Below are 19961 nucleotides of genomic sequence, written 5' to 3' on the forward strand. Positions count from 1 at the left end.
TGTGCTGATGGTCCGTAAGCGTCCGCGCTCGTCCGCCGCTGTCTGCTGGCGTTGTCACGCAGTTAGACACTCACGCATGCTGCCCACAGCTCAGCAAGCGCAGGTCGTTCGAGACCATGACCTGAGCGAGGCGTCCGGCGATGGCCACGACTTCGGGCCAGGCTGATGCCTGAAGGTACTCAGCGTCGGTGTCGTGGGGTGCCTCCGCGGCGGCAGCGTTGAGCGCGACGCCGAGGGCCCGCATGAGAGTTACCTCTTCCTCCGTTCTCAAGCTGATGCCGAGAAACCGCTCAGGCTCATCGGCGTCACAGAAGTCATCGAAGAGCGCGTGGAAGACGTGGTCGATGTTCTCGAACTCCGAAGGGTCGAGCCACACGTCCCGCTGCCACGGTGGATTGGCCAGAGCCAAGACCACAGGTACGACGTGGACACGGTGATTCGCCATGACTTGGGCTTCTGCGCTCACGAGCCGAGCCTAGCGACCGCACCTTCAGAAGGCGCTGGTGTTTTCTGGAGCACCACTTTAGGAGAGAGGCGGGTGAGTGTGGGCGTTGACCTGGAGCTTCGATACCTGGTCAGCCTGCCGAGAACTCGACCGCGAGACACCCCCGTTGACCGTGGCTGACCCCTGCATCTGGCACGACAGTGGCACGAACATCAGCCGACGACAGTCCGCCACGACGGCGGGTGCGCCAGCCGACCACGCACGCGTGTGCCTCGCTGCGCCCCCACTGGCCTCAGCCACGTTACTGGCTTGTGTCGTCGACCAGAGCGGGCCACGACGGTCGGCCCCGTGAGGATGGTGCGCGAGCTCCCAGCTTGGGGAGCTGCAATCAACTACGGCCAGCTTGGACGTTGACCTGGGCGAACGGTCGGTCCGTGGCGTCGGGCTGGGCTGTACCCACCGTGCTCCCCCGCGGTCGGGGACCTGCTATTTTCAACGACTTGACTACTTGGGTCTAGGCGCCGTGACAACCTGTAGTCGTGACCCCTCAGCGACGCATCACAGAGTTCGGCATGGTCGCCGAACTCACCAGGTCAATCATGCTTGAGCCTCGTGCACTGCGCGATGAGAGCATTCCGAAAGAATTGCTCGAATACGCGAATGAGTGTCATCTCTATCTGATCGGGCATCGTCCGCTTACTGTCGTTGACCCTGACTCGCTCAGCGTGGATGACGATCTAATCACGGCACGATTCATTAGTTATGAACAGTCCGAAGATGCGATCGTGGAGTGCTTCTGGAGGCAGCCGGGATTGTCGGGTGCTGTAAGTATTGAATCGGACTGGCCGCACAATGTGCTGAAGATGAAGGACTCTTCGGGGCGTCAGATCGCGAGAGGGAACGCCAGTTATTTTCTGGCTTATGCCATGGCCCAGACAGATTCGGACATGGAAAGGATTCCAGTAGATTCCCAGTTTCTAGATCTGATGGTCGACTACGTGGGGAAGGCCTACGGTGCGGAAGGTAGTCGAGGGGCGATAACCCGGCTTCAGTCGCACAGTACACTCCAGAGGATTCTGACTGAACTTCCTCGGGATATGGAAGCCTGGATTGTTCTGCTAAATAGCGACTCGCAAACACTCTTCACGTCGATTGTGCCATCTGGTGAAAGAGGTGATGCTGCGGACTTGGAAGATGATCAGCACCTAGAGCGAGCCCTGAGCGGCCCGCTTAGAGAGGAGATGATCGTCGACTTCCTGGAAGGGTGCTTGATTAAGTATTTTCAACCCCCTTATAACGTGCAGCTAAAAAAGACATTCCCGCAGGCGTCTGCAAAGCCCTTGGCTGAACTCTATGCGCGAGATTTGAATCTGGTTGGTTTTGAGCTAGACACCAAACACCTCAGCATGCGACTGCGGTCAACAGAAGTGCGTCCTAGTTTCGGGCATGTAGTCATGTATCCCTTGCATGACCCAGAAGAACGCAAGGACATGTTTGATTTCGTTGACGATATTGAAGTGCTTCGTGCGCGCAGAGAGGATCCTGAAGCGATGAGTTGAGACTCGATTGATCCCCTTGCCGCCAGCCGCCCCAGCTCCGAAATGTGCGTCTCCTGTGAGTAGCTCTTCCTGAGTCTGCGTTTGAGATCTGCCGTATCCCGGGCTGGGTGGGGGCGATGAGCCCCGCGTGAGTGGTTCTGGGGTTGGGTATCTGCCGGATGGCCTAAGAGTCAAATACAGCAAACTGATATACGCCTTGAACGGTCGACATGAGGAATCGCTCACGAAGCTCATCTTTATCCGTGAACTCTTCAAGCTCCCGTCTCGAATAGAACTTGACCGCTCCATCCCTGAGGAAGTCAATATAGTAGTGGCGCATGATTCGACTCCCCAAATGCTCGGCGACTGGATCCGCAACTTCGATAATTATCGCCCGATGGGCAATTCTGATACACTCGCCAATCAATTCCCTCACAGCCTCCGCCGAAGCCATATGATGCAAAACATTCTTGCAGATGGCGACGGAGAATGTCTTGTCGGCAAAAGGGAGATCCGTGGCGTCGTGGTTTGTGTAAAGCAGCGAGGATGCTGGGTGCGGCAAGCTGCGCGTCTTTCGAATCAATTCGATCTGACTCCACGCCACATCGTTTCCGACCACGATCGGAATATCCCCCCTCTCTGCCAGCGCATTACATAGCCCATTCTCGCCGCATGCTACATCGATTATCGAATGCGGACTAACTTCCCGTATGGCCTCGTCAATCACCTTGGCCACATCGCCAAGACTCTGCTCGCACACATATTCAGATGCGGCGCGCATGACTGGCTTGACGACCGTGTCATGAAATTGATACCGGTTTCGATATAGCTCATTCCGGGATATTTCATTGTCATGGAATGGAATCCGGCCCCGCTCTTTACTTGCCAGGCACTCTTGCGCCACGCCCAAAACCTTCGCGTTCTGCAAAGGGGTGACCGAACCGAGAGGGGTGTCGATATCGACGAGCTGAGCGCGAGTTCGCTTCACGCTTCGCAACTTCTGATCGGTGTCTCGACCCCGTATCCTACCCATAAAAGCAATGCCTTTATGGGTCCACTCGCGCCCCTCGCACTGAAAGACATGAGACAAGAAAGCAATAGGAACAATATCGGCCAACTGGACGCCCGACAATGCCTCCTGGGCGATCTCATTGGCCGCAACGATGAAGTCTTCTTGCGCATCCTGCCTCAGGCCCTCACCCAAAAGAGTCCACAATATGCCTTCATTCATAAATATCCTCTCGACCAGGATTCTATGGTCGATTACATATGGAACGATCAGAGAGAAATGATTCACCCTGCGGCAGTATTCGAACGCCGCACTATTCACCTGAAATGTATCGGAGAGTGACGGGGCCTCTCGATAAAGGCGTCTATAGGTGTCAAATTGCCGCTGGGCCACATCGCTCGCACTTAAGGCATTTTCTCGAGTCGGTGGATTCAGCCTAGACATTTCCATCCCTCACAGCCGATTCGACTCCAGCTGGGTCTTCTTCCAGCTTGCACCCCAACGGCAAAGCATGCACCTGCGCCGGAGCGACACCTGGGCTTGTTTGAGGCGAACCACCGACAACGGCTGCCGTCGGCGAGGGGCTGGCGGACTGTCTACGAGGATTGCCGCACAAGCGGTCGTGGGCCGGGCTGGTCTCGTGGACGGCCAGGAGCAGGCCGAGGGTGTAGGCGACGATGAACCGCTTGCGGCCCTTCAATTTCTTGCCCGCGTCGAAGCCCCTGGTGGCAGCAGGGACGGTGTTGGCAGTACGGACTCGCACCGCCTCGCCTCCATCAAGATCGACGGCGCCCGCCGCATCCCTGCCCACGCCGTCACCGACTTCGTCCTCGGCCAGATCGAGGAGGCTGCCTGATGGCCAGTCAGCGCAAGCGCAATCCGAACGGCGCCGGCACCATCACCAAGCGCAAGGACGGCCGCTTTCAGTGCGTGGTCTACGTGCTCCAACCGGACGGCACCCGCGCCCGCAAGTTCGCCTACGGCAAGACATGGGCCGAGTGCGACGCCAAGCGCCGGGAGCTGCTCGACAAGGTGGACCAGGGCGTGGCCGTGCCCACCAAGTCGGCCAAGCTCTCCGAGTGGCTGCCGTACTGGCTGGACAACGTCATCAAGCCCCGGCGCAAGCTCAGCACCTTCGACAAGTACGAAGCGCACGTCCGCCTCTACCTGGTGCCTCTCCTCGGTGGCAAGCGGCTCGAAAGCCTCGGCGTCGCCGACGTCCGCCGCTTCCTCATGCGCCTGGAGAAGGAGACGACCGCCGCAACCGCCAAGAAGTCGCACCGGGTTCTGCGCTCGGCGCTGACCTCCGCCTGCCGTGAGGAACTCATCACGCGCAACGTCGCCAAGCTCGTCGAGCCGCCGCGCACGGACAATCGGGAGTTGCAGCCTGGAGCCTCGACGAGACGCTCGACTTCCTCGCGGCCTCTCGTAAGGATCCGCTCTACGCGGCCTTCGTCCTCGCCATCGCCATGGGCCTGCGGCGGGGCGAGATCATCGGTCTCCGCTGGTCCGACCTCGACCTCGACAACCGCGTCCTCTACGTCCGCCAGCAGACCCAGCGCCGTCGCGGCGTCCTCTACGACGACGACCCCAAGAGCCGCCGTCGTCGTGTCGTCCCGCTGCCCGCGCTCTGCATCGCGCCCTTGCGCTGGCACCGGATGCGGCAGGCGGCGGCTCGGGCCAAGGCGGGGGAGACCTGGCAGGAGTCGGGCTACGTCTTCACCACCCGTACCGGTCGTCAGGTCGAGCCGCGGAACGTCTACCGCTCCTTCACCCGCGTCGCCCAGTCCGCCGGCCTCCGCGTGATCCGGCTGCACGACGCCCGGCACGGCACCGCCACGCTCCTCACGGCGGCCGGGGTCGCACCGCGCGTCGTGATGGAGATCCTCGGGCACTCGCAGATCAGCATCACCATGGACGTCTACACGCACGTCGTGCAGGACACGCAACGGGAAGCCATGAGCCACATGGACCGGCTGCTGCGGAAGAGGCGCCCCGGTCGTCAGTGACCGTTGTCGTTGATGTCAGATCTGGATGTCAGAAGGGGTCCACCTCCGAAAAATCGGAGGTGGACCCCTTCTGAACTGGTGCCCCCGGCAGGATTCGAACCTGCGACACCCGCTTTAGGAGAGCGGTGCTCTATCCCCTGAGCTACGAAGGCGGGGCTTGGGTGAAACCTTGCGCGGGACTCGGTGCACGAGTCGTGGCCAGGTCTCTCGGTCAAGCCCTGAGCGACCTGAGGCGGCAGCTGCGGCGAGGCGGTGGGCGGAGCCCGCGTGACACGCCGCAGCGCCCGTCGGGGCGCTCGATCAACAGACTACCGGATCGAGGCTCGGACGGGCGCTGGTGTATCGGAGCGGAGGGGGTGGCCAGGCTGTGTGGCACGCGTGTCGCCACGAGGGAGCACCCTCCCGAGCCGGAGGCGTAGCCCACTGCACCTCCGGTTCGGACGGGACGGGAGTCGGGAGCCGTCACACGCGGGCGGTCATGACCTGCCGAGCAGGCGCCAGATCTGGTTCTTCTTGGTGGTCAGGGTGCTGCCGGTGTCGCAGGTCCACTGGTGGACGAGGGCGCCGGGGGCGGTGGAGACGGTGCTGACGTCGACGCACTTGCCGCTGTGTACGGCGACGAGCTGGTAGTCGTGACTGTTGCCGAGTGCGGTCACCGGTCGGAGGGTGAACCGCTGGTTGTCGGCGCCGGTGCAGGTCCACTGCTGGACGGCGGCGGCGTTGGCGGTGGAGATCCGGGAGATGTCGAGGCACTTGCCGCTGGAGTGGTTGACGACGGTGTAGGTGTCGGTGGTGCCGCTGACGGGGTGGAAGTCGAAGATCTGCTCCTGGCCGCTCGTGCAGGTGTTCTGCCGGTACTGGGTGCCGTCGGCGGCGGACTGGCCGGGGTTCTCCAGGCAGAGCGAGCTGTGCTGGGCGACGGCGGTGGAGGAGAAGCCGGTCGCGGCGCCGGTGTGGAGGTTCTGCGGCGCGAAGGAGATCTCGTCCAGGTGGGGCGCGGAGCTGGAGCGCATGGGCTGGCCGATGTCGCTCCCGCCGCCGGAGTAGACCACGCCGATGGTCGTGCCGTCGTAGTCGTAGAGCTGGGAGGCGGTGAACTTGACCGTGTTGGCGCCCTTGGCCAGGGTCACGGGGACGGTGTGGGTGGCGAACTGGTTCCAGTGCAGGGTGCTGGCGAAGTTGACGCGGGTGGCGGCGCGGCCGTTGACGCTGACGTCGGCGTGCTCGGCGTACAGGTCGGGGTTGTAGTGGTTGGAGGGCAGTTCCTCGGCGTTGGCGTAGCGCATGGTCATGGCGTAGGTGCCGGCCGTGGGCGCGTCGACGGCGAGGGTGAGGGAGTTGGCGGTTCCGTTGCCGATGCCGGTGACGACTTTGCCGTCGGCCTGGCTGTAGGTGGCGTCGGCGGCCGCGGCGCCGGTGAGGGTGCCGCTCTCGGCCTTGTAGGTGACGACGTTGCCGGTGGTGACGGCGTCGCCGGCGCCGAACGGGGTGACGGCCAGGTCGTCCAGGGTCAGGGTGCCGCCGGTGCCGGTGACCTGGACCTTGTTGATGCCGGCGGTCAGGTGGACCCGGTTGCCGGAGGTGGACCAGGCGCTGGTCGTCGTGCCGGAGAGGATCTGGTCGTCGGCGCTCGCGCCGTTGACCGTGAGAGAGGCCCGGCCGGTGTTGCGGTAGCGGGCTGTCAGGTCGGCGTAGCCGTCCTGCGCGGAGTAGACCCAGAACGTGGCGGACTTTCCGGAGGTGAGGTTGACCGAGCCCGCGCCGGACTGGCCCTGGGAGGCGTAGGCGGCGGTGCCGCTGTCGGAGAGGGCGGCCTGCTCGGCCTCGTAGAGCGTGGTGCCCTGGACCGCGGCGTTCCGGTACCTCAGGTCGATCTTGTCGACGAGGGCGTCGCCGGTGGTCTTCGCGCCGTTGTCACCGGTGGTGGCCAGGGTGACGGTGTGGCTGCCGGAGGTGAGGTGCACGGTGGTGTCGCTGTGCCCCCAGACCACCCACTGGAAGCCCACCGGCAGGTCCATCCTGGTCGAGGCGCCGCCGTCGACCCGCATGTACACGTCCGTCGGGCCCTTGACGTCGGCGTCCTTGGCGTAGCTGTTGCCGAACACCGACAGGTCGTAGTCGCCGGTGGTGGGCACGGAGACCGGGAAGGAGATCACCGTGGTCGAGCCGGTGCGCAGACCGCCGACGTCCTTGGTGCCCGAGGTGGCGAACTTGCCGACGTTGCCGGTCGTGCCCTCGGTGTTGATGTTGTAGCCGCTGCCGCTGAGCGTGGCGTTCTCGGCCTCGTACGTGCCGGTCCAGGTGCTGTCGGAGGCGGTGGCGCTGCCGGTGCCCCCGGGAGAGACGATCACCTGGTACGCGGACATCGCGTCGAGGGTGAGCGGGAGGGTGATCGAGCCGTCGGAGCCCACGGCGACGTCGGCGTCCGAGAGCCGGGTCGGGGTGGCCGCCGCGCCGATGTAGCCGCTGTAGCGGTCCTGGAACACGCTGACGTGCACGGTGCTGCCGAAGACCGCGGGGTCGATGTTCTTGATCACCGTGCTGGAGGCGCCGCTGGTGCCGCCGCCGGCGAGGATCACGCGGGCCTGCTTCTTGGCCGTGTCCAGGCTCGCCACGCCCTGGAGGGTGTACGCGGCGTCGGCCTCGGTACTGGTGACCTTGACGGTGTTGCCGCCCTTCATGGAGCTGTACCAGTTGTACAGCCACCACTGGGCGTTGGGGGTGTTCTGGGCGGCGGCGGAGTCGCCGAGGTTGCCGTTGATGTTCCAGTACGGCAGGTTGCCGTCGACCTTCTCGTCCTCGAGGGCCGCGATCCACTGGACCATCTGGCCGGGGTCGGTCAGGTGGTAGCGGTGGGCGTACTCGTTGAGGTTGACGGTGAGGGGAGAGGTGATCCCCGCGGCGGTCTCCACCGCGCGGTAGGCGTCGACGGTGCTGCGGACGCCGGCCGGGCTGCCCAGGGTGTGCCAGGTCACCACGTCGGGCAGGCAGTTGTTGGCCTTGCAGTAGGTGAGGAACCCCTTGAGGGAGGAGTCGCTGTAACCGGCGCTGTTGGGTCCCGCCAGCCGCGCCTGGGGCCAGATGCCCTTGATGAAGTCGTACGTCTGGCGCCACTCGGCGTTGAAGTTGGCCAGCGCGCTCGCGTTGGTGCGCATGCCGTTGAACCAGCCTATGTCGGGCTCGTTGTAGGGCACGAAGACGATGTGGCTCGCGTAGGGGCTGGCCTTCGCCTGCTCGACCTGGGTTCTCATGTACCCCTGGTACTGCGCGTAGCTGGTCCGTTCGTAGACCCCTCGGTACACGTCCGTCATGTAGATCATGACGTCCCTGCCGCCGCTGTCGACGAACGGCTCGGCGACCTCCAGGGCGTCCGAGCCGGGGTGCTGCTGGCCGTCCTGGTACTTGGTGTTGGTGGTCTGCAGCCCCATTCCCTCGATGAGGTTGTTCGTCGGCACGTCCGGTCCGTACAGGCCGTACAGCGCCCCGGACGCGCCGCCGCGGAAGGCTCCGGTGGAGGTGGCGAGGTCGACGGTGAGGGTGGGGGTGGCCGCGGAGGCCGGCGTCGCCGTCACGGTGGTGACGGCGGCCACCACGGTCAGCGGGAGCAGCGTCCTGGTGATGCCGTGGAGGAGGCGTCTCTTGGCCGAGCGCCTCTGCCCGAGTCTTGGCATGTGCTTGCGTCCCTTCAGGGATGGGGCTGGTTGTCGCTGCGTCGGCCCCCGTGCCGGACGTGTGGGTGGGTGTCGCCCGAGGGTCAGGCGACGGTGGTGGTGACGCTCGCCCCGGCTTCCGCGCCGCGACGTTCGTGGTCCCGGGCGAGGAGGAGGTAGCTGCTCGCGGTCCAGGTGTAGGCGCGGTCGCGCAGTCCCTCGCCGGTCAGGGCGTCGAAGTTCTCGGCGAAGCCCGAGGACTCGCACAGGGCGCGGAAGCGGGCGCTGATCTCGTCCGCGAGGCGAACGTGCCCGGCGCGGCGCAGGCCGTCCTCGACGAGCACGGTGGCCGGGGCCCAGATGGGGCCGCGCCAGTAGCCGTCGGGCTCGTAGTGCGGGGAGCCGGGGTGTTCGGTGGCCAGGCCGAACGCGGTGAGGTGGGCCTCGATCCGTTCGGCCAGCCGGTCGCGGACCGCGGCGGGCAGCCGGTCGCCGAGCACGATCGGCATCAGGTCGAGCAGGCTGGCGCTGGGGGTGCGGGCTCCGCCGTGGGCCGGGCGGCTCAGGAACCGTTCGCCGTCCCACAGTTCGTCGAGCAGGGCCGCCTGGAGGTCGTCGGCGGTGGCGGCGCGCCGCCGGGCGTCCTCGGGGAAGCCCAGTTCCTCGGCCAGCCGGGCCAGTTCGTCGAGTTGCAGGATCAGCAGGGCGGTGAGGTCGGCGGTGACGGCGAGACGCCCCGGGTCGAAGGTGGTGGCGTTGTCCCAGCCGCTGTCGTTGCCGTGCTGATAGTGGGGCAGGGCGGTGTCGGGTGCGCGCCGCGCGGTGAGCCAGAAGTCCGTCCAGCGGGTGAGCCGGTCGTACGCCTCGGTCAGCTGGGCTCGGGTGAGCGGCTCGGGGAGCCGTCGGCGCAGGTTGCCGAGGGCCCAGCCGTGGATGGGCGGTTTGACGAAGTTGTAGAGGACCTCGGAGTGGGTGACGGAGTCGGGGAGCGCGCCGGCGGCGTCCTGGTGGTCGAAGGGGAGGGAGTACTGGTCCCAGGCCAGCTCGGGACAACCCGGCGCCAGGGCGAGGGCGTTGAAGCAGTGGTCCCAGCTCCACACCTTGTCCATCCAGTGCTTGGACATCAGCACGGCGGGCCGGGTGACGAGTCCGGCCGGGAGCACGGTCGCCGACCACACCACGTAGGCGGCGAGTTCGGCGGCCGGGGTGGCCTCCGAGCGCCAGGGCGCGACGGTGCCGGCGAAGCCGGCGAACAGCTGGCGCGCCGCCTCCCGGACCTCGCCGAACGTCGCCGGGGAGTGGAAGGGCGGTCGTGCGGTCTCGTGTTCCTCGATCGCGATCTCCCACGAGCCGTCGGCCCCGGCGGCGACCGTCAGACCGCGGTCGCCGTCGCCCAGCGCCTGGGATCCCAAGACGGCGGTGACCGTGCCCGACAGCACGGTGATCCGGTAGCGGCGGCCGGTCTCGTAGGAGGTGAACACGTGCGCGCCGTCCACCGGATCGCGGTAGAAGTAGGTCCCGCCGAAGGGGGTCAGGGCGTGCGCCGCCGCGGTGACCCGCAGGTCCAGTCCCTCGCCCCGCACGCGCACGGTGTCGGGCGACTCGTAGGCGAGGTCCACCCGCCCGGCCGCGCCGCTCCAGCCGAGCAGGCCCGGCGTCGCCTCGACGGAGGTCTCCGCCCGCTCGCCCGTCGCCGCGTCGAGGGGAACGAGGCGCAGGACGGCGTGCATGCCGTTCTGGTGCGAGACGAGGTGGAGGTCCTCGGCGAGCGTCCGCTCCGCCAGCACGGGGGAGACGCCGAACCAGGAGCCGTGGGTGCTGAAGGGTATGTCGAGGACGGAGAAGGCCGGGCCGGCCGGTGCGGCGGTCATGGAGGCGGCACTCATTTCTTGTGCGGGGGCGGTCGGCGGTTCGCGGTTCGCGGTTCGCCGGACGGGGCGACGGTGCTCGCGCGGCGGCTCGTGGGGAGCGCGGCGACACGGGTGGTGCCGGGGTCAGTCCTTGACCGCGCCGGCGGTCACGCCGGCGGCGACGTAGCGCTGGGCCAGGACGAGGATGACCGCGGCCGGCAGCGAGGCCACGACGGCGGTGGCCATGATGGCGTTCCACTGCTGGTTGTTGTTGCCGATGTAGTGGTAGATGCCGAGGGTGATCGGCTCGTGGGCGCCGCCGTTGACGAGCGTGCTGGCGAAGACGAAGTCGGACCACGACCACAGGAAGGCGAACAGGGACACCGTGACCACGGAGTTGCGGCTCATCGGCAGGACGATCGCCCAGAACGTGCGCAGTGGTCCGGCCCCGTCCGTCTTCGCGGCCTGCAGCAGTTCGCCGGGGATGCCGGACATGAACGCGGTGAAGATGAGGACGGCGAACGGGACGGCCAGCGTGGAGTCGGCGACGATCAGGCCGGGCACGGACTGGAGCATGCCGAGCTGCAGGTAGATGGCGTAGAAGCCCATCGCCATGATGATGCCGGGGATCATCTGGGCGGCCAGCAGCACGAAGTTGAGGATGCCGCGGCCGCGCGGGCGCAGTTTGGCCAGCGCGTAGCCGGCGGGTGCGGCCAGCGCCACGGTCAGGGCCACCGTGCCGAGGCCGATGACGAGGCTGGTGCCGAGGTAGGGCAGTTGCTGGTCGACGACGGCCCGGTAGCCCTCCAGGGTCGGGTGCGCGGGGAACAGGTCCGGCGGGCTCTTGCGCATGTCCTGGTCGCGGGTGAAGGACACGTTGAGCATCCAGTAGACCGGGAACAGCATGACCGCGGTCAGCAGCACGCCGACGGCCGTCTTCACCCAGGTGCGGCGGCGACGGTTCGGGACCGTCCGTGCGTGCGTCATGACAGTGCCTGCTTTCGCTGGACCCGGACGTGGATCAGGCCGAAGACCAGGGCGGCGACGACCAGCAGGTTGCCGACGGCCGCTCCGGGGCCGAAGGCGGGCAGCAGGTTGCCGAAGCCGAGCCGGTAGGACCAGGTGGCGAAGGTGGTGGACGAGTCGGCCGGGCCGCCCTTGGTCATGATCCAGATGATGTCGAAGACCTTGAGCGTGTAGACGAGGCCCAGCAGGAGGGTGATCGCGGACACCGGCCGCAGCAGGGGGAAGGTGATGCGCCAGAAGCGCTGCCAGGCGTTCGCCCCGTCGAGCGCGGCCGCCTCGTACAGGCCGGCGGGGATGGACTGCAGACCGCTGTAGAGCACGACGAGGTTGAAGGGGACGCCGATCCAGATGTTCGCGATGATCACCGAGGCCAGCGACCAGGACGGCGAGGTCAGCCAGTTCACCGGACCGATGCCGACGGCGTGCAGGGCGGCGTTGACGATGCCGGAGTCGCTGTTGAGCATCCACGACCAGGTCGACGCCGACACGATGAGCGGCAGCAGCCACGGCACCAGGAACAGCGCCCGCAAGGTGGCGGAGAGCCGGAAGCTCTGGTTGAAGAAGACGGCGAGCGCCAGGCCGATCGCGTACTGGAAGACCAGGCACACCGCGGTGAACGCCGCCGTGTGCAGCAGCGCCGGAGCGAACGTCGGGTCGTCGAACACGATCCGGTAGTTGGCCAGGCCCGTGAACGGCGCGTCACCCCGGACGAAGGAACGCACGGTGTAGTGGCGCAGGCTCAGGTCGATGTTGCGGTAGAGCGGATAGGCGTAGAAGAGGACGAGGTAGAGGGTCACCGGGGTGAGGAACGCCCAGGCGGCCCACTGCGGGGAGGCGGGACGACGCCGGGCCGGGGTGCGGGCCGGGGGCGGGGCGACGGTCGCCGCCCCGTTCCGGTCGCGTACCGGCCGGCGGTCCGGCGACGTTGTCGTGTGCTTCATCGGCTGGCCGGGGTCCTGGTCACTTGGCGGCGGCGGACTGGGCTGCGGTCAGCGCGTCCTTCGGCGACGCCGACCCGCTGAGAGCGGACTGCACGGCCTTCCACAACTGCTCCGAGATCTTGGGGTATTTGGTGCCCAGGTCGTCACTGGTGCGTCCCTTGGCGGCGTGCACCGCGTCGACCCAGGGCCCCAGTCCGGGGTCGGCCGCGACCTGCTTGGCCTGGACCTCGGCGGTGGGAGCCACGTAGGACAGCGTCGTGTCGGTGGCGAGCAGGTTCTGGCTGCTGCTCAGGCAGGACACCAGCTTCTGCGTGGTGGCGTAGCGGCCGGTGTCGTCCTGCACCGGGACGGTGACGAACTCGCCGCCCGTCGGTGCCGCGGCGTCTCCTCCGGTGGCGGCGGGGACGGGGATGACGCCGTAGTCGAAGCCGGCCTTCGCGGCGCCCGCGAGCTGCCACGTGCCGTTCTCCGCGAACGCGTAGTCGCCGGTCGCGAACTCCTGCCAACTGGTCGTCTGGGTGTTGTTGATCACCGAGTTGGGGGCGTAGCCCTTGTCCAGCCAGCCCTTCCAGAGCGCCAGCGCGGAGACCGCCTGGTCGGAGTCGAGTGCGGTCAGCTGGGCTCCGGCGCCCCAGTACCAGGGCAGGAACTGGAAGCTGCCCTCCTCCGTGCCGATCGCGGAGAACGTGATGCCCTTCTTGCCCGCCGTCTTGACCTTCGCCAGCGCCGCCGTCAGCGACTTCCAGTCCTTGACCGAGGAGACGTCCACCCCGGCCGCCTTCAGCACCGCCTTGTTGTAGTACAGGGCGAGGGTGTTGGCGCCGATGGGCGTGCCGTAGGTCTTCCCCCCCGACTGGCCCGCCGCGAGCAGGTTGTGGTCGACCTTCGAGACGTCCAGCTTCGTGTCGTCCGTGGAGGTCAGCACGCCCGCCTCCGCCAGGGTCGACACCACCGGGTTGTCGACGATGAGGACGTCCGCGGAGTTGCCCTGCTGCGCCGCCAGCAGCGCCTTGTTCGTCAGGTCACCGGTGTCGAACGCGGTCCGCTTGACCTTCACGCCGGCCTTGGCGCCGCAGCCGTCCAGCAGCTTCGCCCACGCCGAGCTCTTGTCGAACTGGGGGTAGGGGTCCCAGATGGTGAACGTGCCGCCGTCCGAGCCCTTCGTGGACGTGCCGCTCGCTCCGGAGGAGCACGCGGTGGCGCCGGCGGTGACGGCGACGACGGTCAGGACTGCGGCGGTGAGACGCCGTCCGGCGGATCTGTTCATGGCGTGTCCTCAATGGTTTTCGGCACGGGTGTGCCCTGGGATCGGCACGGATGTGCCCGGGAGATCGGCACAGACATGGGTGTGCCGTGAGAGCGGCACGGGTGTGCCGGGGAAGGGGTGATCCGGGGCCGCCGGGTTCACGGAACCCGGGCGGGGAGGGGAGGAGGGAGGAGGGAGGCCGGGGTGACGGCCGGGTGCGGTGGGTGGAGCGGAGGGCGCCGGCGGGGCGCCCCCGGTGACGGCTAGGGGTGCGTGGAGGCCGCGGGGTCCGCTCCCCGCTCGGCGGGAGTGGCTTCGGCGGGGCCGGGTCCGGCGGGTCCGGGTCCGGCGGAGGTGGGTCCGGCGGGTGCGGTGCTGGCCCGCAGCGAGATCGGCGGTGCGAGGAGGTGGTGCCGGGCTGGTGTGTCGGGGTGGTCGAGCCGTTCCACGAGCAGGTCGACGGCCAGGCGGCCCATCTGCTCCGCCGGCACGTCGGCCGCCGTGAGCTGCGGCGTCACCGTCTCCGCCCACCGGCCGGCCACGACCCCGGTGACGGAGAAGTCACGCGGCACATGACGGCCGGCCTGCGCCAGGCCTCGGTAGAGGCCGCCGAGCGCGGCCTCGTTCAGCGTGACCAGCGCCGTGGTGGCGGGATCGTCGTGCAGGATCCGCTCCAGGCAGGCGAGACCCGAGGCGGCGTCGTCACCGCAGCAGTACGTCCTGACGGTGAGGCCGCGTTCCGCGGCGGCCTTGGTGAACCCGTCGAGACCCCGGTGGGCCGATTCGTAGCCGGCCCGCAGCAGCTGCTCGGGCCGGTTGACGAAGGCGACCCTGCGGTGGCCCAGGTCCGCGAGGTGGTGCACACAGGCCGCCGCCAGCGCCGTGTGGTCCAGGCCCACCCACCAGCTGCCCTGCGGGTGGGCGGTGCGGCCGATGGCGACGGAGGGGAAGTCCAGCGCGGTGAGGTGGTCGAGCCGGTCGTCCTGCAGCCGGATCTCCATCAGGATCGCTCCGTCGACCCGCCGTTCGCCGAGCAGCCGCTGGAACGAGCGGTCGCTGTCCATGCCGCTCGGCGAGAGCAGCACGTCGTAGTCGTAGGCCGCGGCGGCCTCCGTCACGCTGCCGATGAAGTCCAGCTGCATGCCGGTGTAGTGGTTGCCGGCGGGCGGGAAGACCAGACCGATGGTGTTGGTCCGGCCGTTGGCCAGGGCCCGCGCACTCGCGTTGGGCTGGTAGCCCAGCTCGTCGATGACCCGCTGGATCTTGTCGCGGGTCTCCTCGGACACGGGGCGCTTCCCGCTGAGGGCGTACGACACGGTGCTCCGCGAGACACCGGCCCGCTTGGCGATCTCACCGATGTTCACGGGACTCCTTGCCGGGTTGATCGAATCGGTTCGACTGTTCCGGGGAACGACCGCGGCCGGGTGGCCGTTCATCGAACCGGTTCGCGTGAAGTGAAGGTAGGAGCAACCCGGACGGGTGTCAACGCCTCGCGCCGGATTTCTCGTAACGTCCCGGAAACGTCGGTGGTGGCGGGGCGCGGCCTGATCCGACAGCGCGTGGACCGCGCCCGCCGCCGGGCCGGGGGATGGTCCGTCGGGCGAAAAGCCCTCGTCCCGGCGGGTGCCCGGCGCCGTCAGGGAGAGGGGGCGGCGTCGGGGCGGCCCTCGCCGCCGGCCCCGCCAGGCCCGGCTCTGCCCTCAGGTCGACCTCAGGGTCGGCGAGGGACGGCCTCGGGCGGCGTCCGGTGGCGGAGGGTCCCGTGGGAGGGCCCCGTGGGAGGGGTCGCGTCCGGAGTGTTGTCGGCCGGTGGCTCCGGTGCTAGGTTCGTCGAACCGGTTCGATCGCTGTCACCGTCGAGAGCTTTCGAGAGCTGTGAGAGCTTTCGAGAGCTGTCGTCCGCGCCGAGGCGCCGAGCGCACACAGGCGCGCGGCGGCTGGGGACAGGGGGCGGGAGGCGGCGAGCGGGAGGCGTGTCGGAAGCGGCTCGGAGCAGTTCGGGAGCGACGGTCCGTCAGGTCAGCGGGACGTGGGTGAAGCGGGCTGCCGTGTGGAGGTCGGCCTCGATGCGTGAGGCCGTCGACCGCAGGGCCGGGAGGACGTCCCGCACGCACTCCTCGGCCGTACGGCGGGCGACATGCGTGGCCGCGTTCAGGGCGGCGACGGTGCGGCCCGCACGGTCGTGGATCGGGACGGCGATCGCCCGCACCCCCTGTTCGAGTTCCTCGTCCGCCAGGGCGTACGACGAGGCGGGGTCCGTGGGCGCCGCCAGCAGCACCCGTCCCAGCGATGTCGCGCGGGCGGGCAGTCGTGTGCCGACGCCGACGTCCACGCTCATGACGTGGCTCGCGGCGGCACGGGCCGTGTACTGGATCTCCTCGCGTGACGCGGTCAGCACCGCCAGCGACGTCGTCTCCCGGACCTCGTCCGCCAGCGCCGCCATGTGCGCAGCCGCGATCCGGGGGAGCGAGGTGCGGGAGAGCGGCGGGAAGCCGAGGGCGAGGACCCGTGGGGTGAGGGCGAAGGTGCGGGGGGTGGCCGGTGTCACCAGGCCCAGGTGCTGGTAGGTGATCAGCGCCCGGCGGGCCGTCGCCCGCGCGAGCCCGGTCGCCTTCGCGACCTCGGTGAGGGTGAGCTCGGCCCTGCCCTCGCCGAACGCCGTCAGGACGGTCAGACCCCGGGCGAGGGACTCGACGAACTCGCGGCCCAGTTCCTGTTTCGACGCCCCCGTCCAGACGGCCAGTCCCGCGGGCGGCGGGCCGGACTCCGCGGCCGGCGCGCTGCGCAGGTCGTCCTCCATCGCCACGACGGCCGTCCGCAGCCGTGGGAGCAGGGTGGCGCGCAGATCCTTCGCCGTGTGCCGGCTCGTGTGGCTGACGACGCTCGCCACGCACGCGATCCGCCCGGTGCGCGGGTCGCGGACCGGGACGGACACGGCCACCAGGCCCGGCTCGATCAGCTGGTCGTCCAGGGCGCAGTCCTCGTCCGCGGCCAGGGCCGTCCGGCGGGCGAAGCCGTCGTCGTCCGAGAGTGCGGGGGGCGGTGGCGGGACGGCCGGGAAGGCCCGGTCGTCCGGGTCCGCCGTGCGGCGGGCGCGCCAGGACCGCCACTCCTCGTCGGTCCACTCGGTGGCGAACAGCGGTCCCGGCGCGGTGCGTTCGGCCGGCAGCAGGTCGCCGATGCGGAAGCTCAGGGACATCGCGCGGCGGCGGGTCGCCTGGTGGATGAAGCGGATGCCGTCGCCGTCGGCGACCGCGAGGGACACGGACTCGTCGAGTTCGTCGGCCAGGGCGTCCGCCCGGGACGACAGCAGCGCCGGCAGGCGCAGGGCAGCCAGGTAGGCGTTGCCCAGTTCCATGACGCGGGGGGCCAGCACGGCGTCCCGGCCGTCGAGGCGGACGTATCCCATGCGGGCGAGGGTCGCGACGATCCGGTCGACCGTCGAACGCGCCAGACCTGTGCTCCGCTCCAGTTCGCTCGGACTCGCCGTGCCGCCCGCGTCGGTCAGCCGGCGCAGCACGGCGATTCCGCGGATCAGCGGCGTGACCGCCTCCGCCGGAGCGGGCGCGGCGGCCCCGGCGGACGAGGCGGGCGCGCCGGCCCCGGGAGACGGGGCGGGCGCGGGCGTCCTGGTCGCGGGCATGCGGTGGGTTCTCCGATACGGGCGGTACGGGGGTGCGGCGCCGGTACGGGGGACCGGGCGCCGCGCACTGCGGGGGTGGCGGGGCGGCCTGCCTGCCGCCGCGCGGTTGCCGCCCTACGGTAGTCCCGGGGCCGTCCCCTCATCGGCCGGGGCCGACCGGACGTGTCCTGCCTACCGTCGGGTCACCCGCACCCGGTATCCGTCCTCGGAGTCCGTCCCCGTGACCGTGATCCGGATGCCCCTCTTCGGGTCCTTGAAGGACTGGCCCGGGGCGAAGGGGGCGTCGGAGAGCTCGGCGTGGACGTTGGGGCTGCGGGTGCAGCCACCGCTGTCGGGGTGGGAGTCGTAGACCGTCACCGGGCCCATGCCGGTGTCGACGTCGGCGTCCACCTTGTAGATGAGGACGCCCGGGCGGCACACCGCCTCGTCGTTCCCGCCGCGTGCGCGCATTTCGACGGCGTAGCCGGTGCGGTCGCTGAGCGGGACGAAGACGAGTTTCGGTCCGCCCGCGCGCGCGAGGGGCGTCAACGGGTACTCCGTCGTGCCCGGTGTCGCCGCGCAGGCGATCTGGGAGGCGTCCAGCCAGCCCAGTTTCCACTTGTGCCAGCCGAGCAGGTCGTTGTTGGCCCCCCAGTCCTCGCTCATGATGTCCCAGTGGCCGACGGCCCCGCCGCCCTCCTGGGTGTAGAGGTCGGGCAGGCCGAAGACATGGCCGTTCTCATGGGGCAGGACCCGGTAGCCGGTCCGGTCGTAGGAACCGGAGCCGTCGTCCTGGCGGGAGTACACGAACGAGGCGTTCGCCACCGACACCCCGTCGGCGACCGGGGCCTCCGCGTTCCCGGCGAACGTCACCGACAGGACCGTGTCCAGCGCGGAGGGGCCCGCATTCGGGGTGATCAGCACGTTCAGGAGGTCGTAGTCGCGGAAGTCCACCGTCGGGTCGGCGGCGCCCACGATGTCCTGGACGAGTTCGCGGTAGCCGGGCTCGAACGGTGCGCCGCGCTCTATGCCGTACGCGTGGAACGACTTGGGCATGCGCAGCCAGTGCCGGACGGGCGTCTCGGCGCGGTAGTCGAGACGCCCGTAGGAGGCCGTGCGGAACCACTGCTCGGTCTGCGGGAAGAACTCGCGGTAGCGGCTCAGCGCGCTGCCCCGGCCGTGCGCATCGGAGAAGTCGATCATGAGAGTGAGGGCGCGGACGACGCCGGTGGAGCGGGAGTAGCCGCCTGCGGTGGGCACCCCTTCGGACATCTGGACGGAGGCGCCCCCACTGATCATGCACGGGGCGAGGGCGGCGGTGGGGGCCACGGTGAGGGGGCCGGCGCCGGCCGTCGTGGAGCCGGGGTCCGGGGTGAGGCGCCCGCTGCCCGCGGACGAGCTGAGGGCGAGCGTCAGGACGGTGACCGAGGCGAGCGCGGCGGCGCGGCGCGTGCGTATCCGGCGGTGGCGGAGGTCCCGGGCAGTGCGCGCGGACTGCGGCTGCATGCGGGGGCCTCTCGCTCCGGGCAGCCACCGGTCACCGGCTGCGTCCTGATCACCTCCTGATCACCCTCTTTGAGGGCGCACTCGGGCGCGCGCTGGAGGAGACCGATCGTGGGTTACCGGCAGGTAAGGGACTGCGGCGAAGCGGCGGGGCGACGGGCGCGGAACGGCCGCGGAGCGGGTGCGGGGCAGGCGCGGAGCGGATGTGGAGCGGATGTGGAGCGGATGTGGAACGGGGTCGGCAGACGTGTGGCCCAGGTCACATCGAAAACTTCCGGGTCCGGGAAATAAGCGGGGATGCCGTCCCCGTTTAGCTAGGTGTCCGAGTGAAACGGGGACTCGCTCCCCGGATCGCAGCCACAGACGTCCGTGTCGCACCACGCGTCACACGAACCTCAGACAGGAGTACGCCGTGCAGACCGCGACCGCTGTCCCCGCAGAGCGCAAGGCGACCCGGCCCCGCGCCGACGCCCTGCGCAACCGGGAGCGGATCGTCTCCGCCGCCCGCGAGATGTTCACCGAGTTCGGCCCCGACGTGCCGCTCGACGAGATCGCCCGCCGGGCCGGCGTGGGAAATGCCACGGTGTACCGCAACTTCCCCGACCGGGACGCGCTGGTCCGCGAGGTCGTCTGCTCGGTGCTGGACCGCACGGTCCGGGCCGGACAGACCGCCCTCGCCGAGACCGGTGACGCGTTCGAGGCGCTGGAGCGCTTCGTGCACGTCTCCGCCGACGAACGGATCAGCGCGCTGTGCCCGATGATCTCCAGCACCTTCGACGAGCACCACCCCGACCTCGAGGCCGCCCGCGAACGGTGCGAGCGGATCATCGAGGAGGTCATGGACCGCGCGAGGGCGGCCGGGCAGCTCAGGCCCGACGTCGGCGTGGGGGACGTGATGATCGCGGTGGCCCAGCTCAGCCGGCCCCCGGCCGGTACGGCCTGCCCGAGCGCCGACCGCTTCCTCCACCGCCACCTGCAGCTGTTCCTGGACGGGCTGCGGGCCCCCGCCCCCTCCGTGCTGCCGGGGGCGGCCGTGACCATGGAGGATCTGCGCCGGCTCTGACGGCCGGTCCCTGACCGATTGGTTTCCCGTACCGCAGCAGTCATCACCGAGCAGCAGTC

General features: G+C 68.8%; 12 protein-coding genes, 1 tRNA gene and 2 pseudogenes. 3 read left to right on the forward strand and 12 right to left on the reverse strand.

Annotated features, from left to right (window positions below; all coding sequences use genetic code 11):
• Nucleotides 1-70: 70 nt before the first annotated feature.
• Nucleotides 71-466 carry an SCO4402 family protein gene (locus OHS82_RS24095; RefSeq protein ID WP_328434456.1) on the reverse strand — a complete coding sequence of 132 codons (396 nt, stop codon included), beginning with the start codon at nt 464-466 and terminating at the stop codon, nt 71-73.
• Nucleotides 467-984: 518 nt separating this feature from the next.
• Here OHS82_RS24095 and OHS82_RS24100 point away from each other — a divergent pair.
• Complete coding sequence (locus tag OHS82_RS24100; protein ID WP_328434457.1) at nt 985-2004, forward strand: hypothetical protein; 1020 nt, start codon at nt 985-987, stop codon at nt 2002-2004.
• Between the two features lie 163 nt (nt 2005-2167).
• Here the strand turns inward: OHS82_RS24100 and OHS82_RS24105 are convergent, their stop codons facing one another.
• Entirely contained in the window at nt 2168-3214 is a 1047-nt protein-coding gene (locus tag OHS82_RS24105) for a class I SAM-dependent methyltransferase (protein ID WP_328434458.1), read from the reverse strand.
• A gap of 409 nt (nt 3215-3623) precedes the next feature.
• Nucleotides 3624-3716: pseudogene (locus OHS82_RS24110) on the reverse strand (IS5 family transposase); the annotation flags it as partial.
• Between the two features lie 131 nt (nt 3717-3847).
• Between OHS82_RS24110 and OHS82_RS24120 the strand changes: the two are divergent.
• Nucleotides 3848-5001, forward strand: a pseudogene (locus tag OHS82_RS24120) (tyrosine-type recombinase/integrase).
• Between the two features lie 76 nt (nt 5002-5077).
• Here the strand turns inward: OHS82_RS24120 and OHS82_RS24125 are convergent.
• The 9 genes from OHS82_RS24125 to OHS82_RS24165 form a co-directional block, all read right to left on the reverse strand.
• Nucleotides 5078-5153, reverse strand: a tRNA-Arg gene (locus tag OHS82_RS24125).
• A gap of 324 nt (nt 5154-5477) precedes the next feature.
• Nucleotides 5478-8672 carry an RICIN domain-containing protein gene (locus OHS82_RS24130; protein ID WP_328434459.1) on the reverse strand — a complete coding sequence of 1065 codons (3195 nt, stop codon included), beginning with the start codon at nt 8670-8672 and terminating at the stop codon, nt 5478-5480.
• A gap of 83 nt (nt 8673-8755) precedes the next feature.
• Nucleotides 8756-10522 (reverse strand): amylo-alpha-1,6-glucosidase, encoded by a 1767-nt coding sequence (locus OHS82_RS24135; protein WP_328434460.1) that lies wholly within the window; start codon nt 10520-10522, stop codon nt 8756-8758.
• A gap of 123 nt (nt 10523-10645) precedes the next feature.
• A complete protein-coding gene (locus tag OHS82_RS24140; protein WP_057578848.1) occupies nt 10646-11488 on the reverse strand; it encodes a carbohydrate ABC transporter permease in 843 nt (280 codons plus the stop codon).
• Nucleotides 11485-12468: a carbohydrate ABC transporter permease gene (locus tag OHS82_RS24145; protein WP_328434461.1), complete on the reverse strand. Its 984-nt coding sequence runs from the start codon at nt 12466-12468 to the stop codon at nt 11485-11487. The genes OHS82_RS24140 and OHS82_RS24145 overlap by 4 nt, the downstream gene beginning before the upstream one ends.
• Before the next feature lie 19 nt (nt 12469-12487).
• A complete protein-coding gene (locus tag OHS82_RS24150; protein ID WP_057578844.1) occupies nt 12488-13735 on the reverse strand; it encodes a sugar ABC transporter substrate-binding protein in 1248 nt (415 codons plus the stop codon).
• Nucleotides 13736-13977: 242 nt separating this feature from the next.
• The gene (locus tag OHS82_RS24155; protein WP_242433153.1) at nt 13978-15078 is read right to left on the reverse strand and encodes a LacI family DNA-binding transcriptional regulator; all 1101 of its coding nucleotides are present in this window, start codon (nt 15076-15078) and stop codon (nt 13978-13980) included.
• 650 nt (nt 15079-15728) lie between these two features.
• Nucleotides 15729-17357: an IclR family transcriptional regulator domain-containing protein gene (locus OHS82_RS24160; protein WP_328434462.1), complete on the reverse strand. Its 1629-nt coding sequence runs from the start codon at nt 17355-17357 to the stop codon at nt 15729-15731.
• Between the two features lie 171 nt (nt 17358-17528).
• Nucleotides 17529-18842: a M6 family metalloprotease domain-containing protein gene (locus OHS82_RS24165; RefSeq protein ID WP_057578840.1), complete on the reverse strand. Its 1314-nt coding sequence runs from the start codon at nt 18840-18842 to the stop codon at nt 17529-17531.
• A 409-nt stretch (nt 18843-19251) separates the two neighbouring features.
• Between OHS82_RS24165 and OHS82_RS24170 the strand changes: the two genes are divergently transcribed.
• The gene (locus OHS82_RS24170) at nt 19252-19902 is read left to right on the forward strand and encodes a TetR/AcrR family transcriptional regulator (RefSeq protein ID WP_057578837.1); all 651 of its coding nucleotides are present in this window, start codon (nt 19252-19254) and stop codon (nt 19900-19902) included.
• Nucleotides 19903-19961: the final 59 nt, after the last annotated feature.

The sequence above is a fragment of the Streptomyces sp. NBC_00425 genome, from assembly GCF_036030735.1.
In the GTDB taxonomy this organism is placed as follows: domain Bacteria; phylum Actinomycetota; class Actinomycetes; order Streptomycetales; family Streptomycetaceae; genus Streptomyces.

What these genes read in the sequence shown, in the direction of transcription:
- OHS82_RS24105 (WP_328434458.1), bottom strand. Translation starts at nt 3,214, where the DNA reads ATGAATGAAGGCATATTGTGGACTCTTTTGGGTGAGGGCCTGAGGCAG.
- OHS82_RS24130 (WP_328434459.1), bottom strand. Translation starts at nt 8,672, where the DNA reads ATGCCAAGACTCGGGCAGAGGCGCTCGGCCAAGAGACGCCTCCTCCAC.
- OHS82_RS24135 (WP_328434460.1), bottom strand. Translation starts at nt 10,522, where the DNA reads ATGACCGCCGCACCGGCCGGCCCGGCCTTCTCCGTCCTCGACATACCC.
- OHS82_RS24140 (WP_057578848.1), bottom strand. Translation starts at nt 11,488, where the DNA reads ATGACGCACGCACGGACGGTCCCGAACCGTCGCCGCCGCACCTGGGTG.
- OHS82_RS24145 (WP_328434461.1), bottom strand. Translation starts at nt 12,468, where the DNA reads ATGAAGCACACGACAACGTCGCCGGACCGCCGGCCGGTACGCGACCGG.
- OHS82_RS24150 (WP_057578844.1), bottom strand. Translation starts at nt 13,735, where the DNA reads ATGAACAGATCCGCCGGACGGCGTCTCACCGCCGCAGTCCTGACCGTC.
- OHS82_RS24160 (WP_328434462.1), bottom strand. Translation starts at nt 17,357, where the DNA reads ATGCCCGCGACCAGGACGCCCGCGCCCGCCCCGTCTCCCGGGGCCGGC.
- OHS82_RS24165 (WP_057578840.1), bottom strand. Translation starts at nt 18,842, where the DNA reads ATGCAGCCGCAGTCCGCGCGCACTGCCCGGGACCTCCGCCACCGCCGG.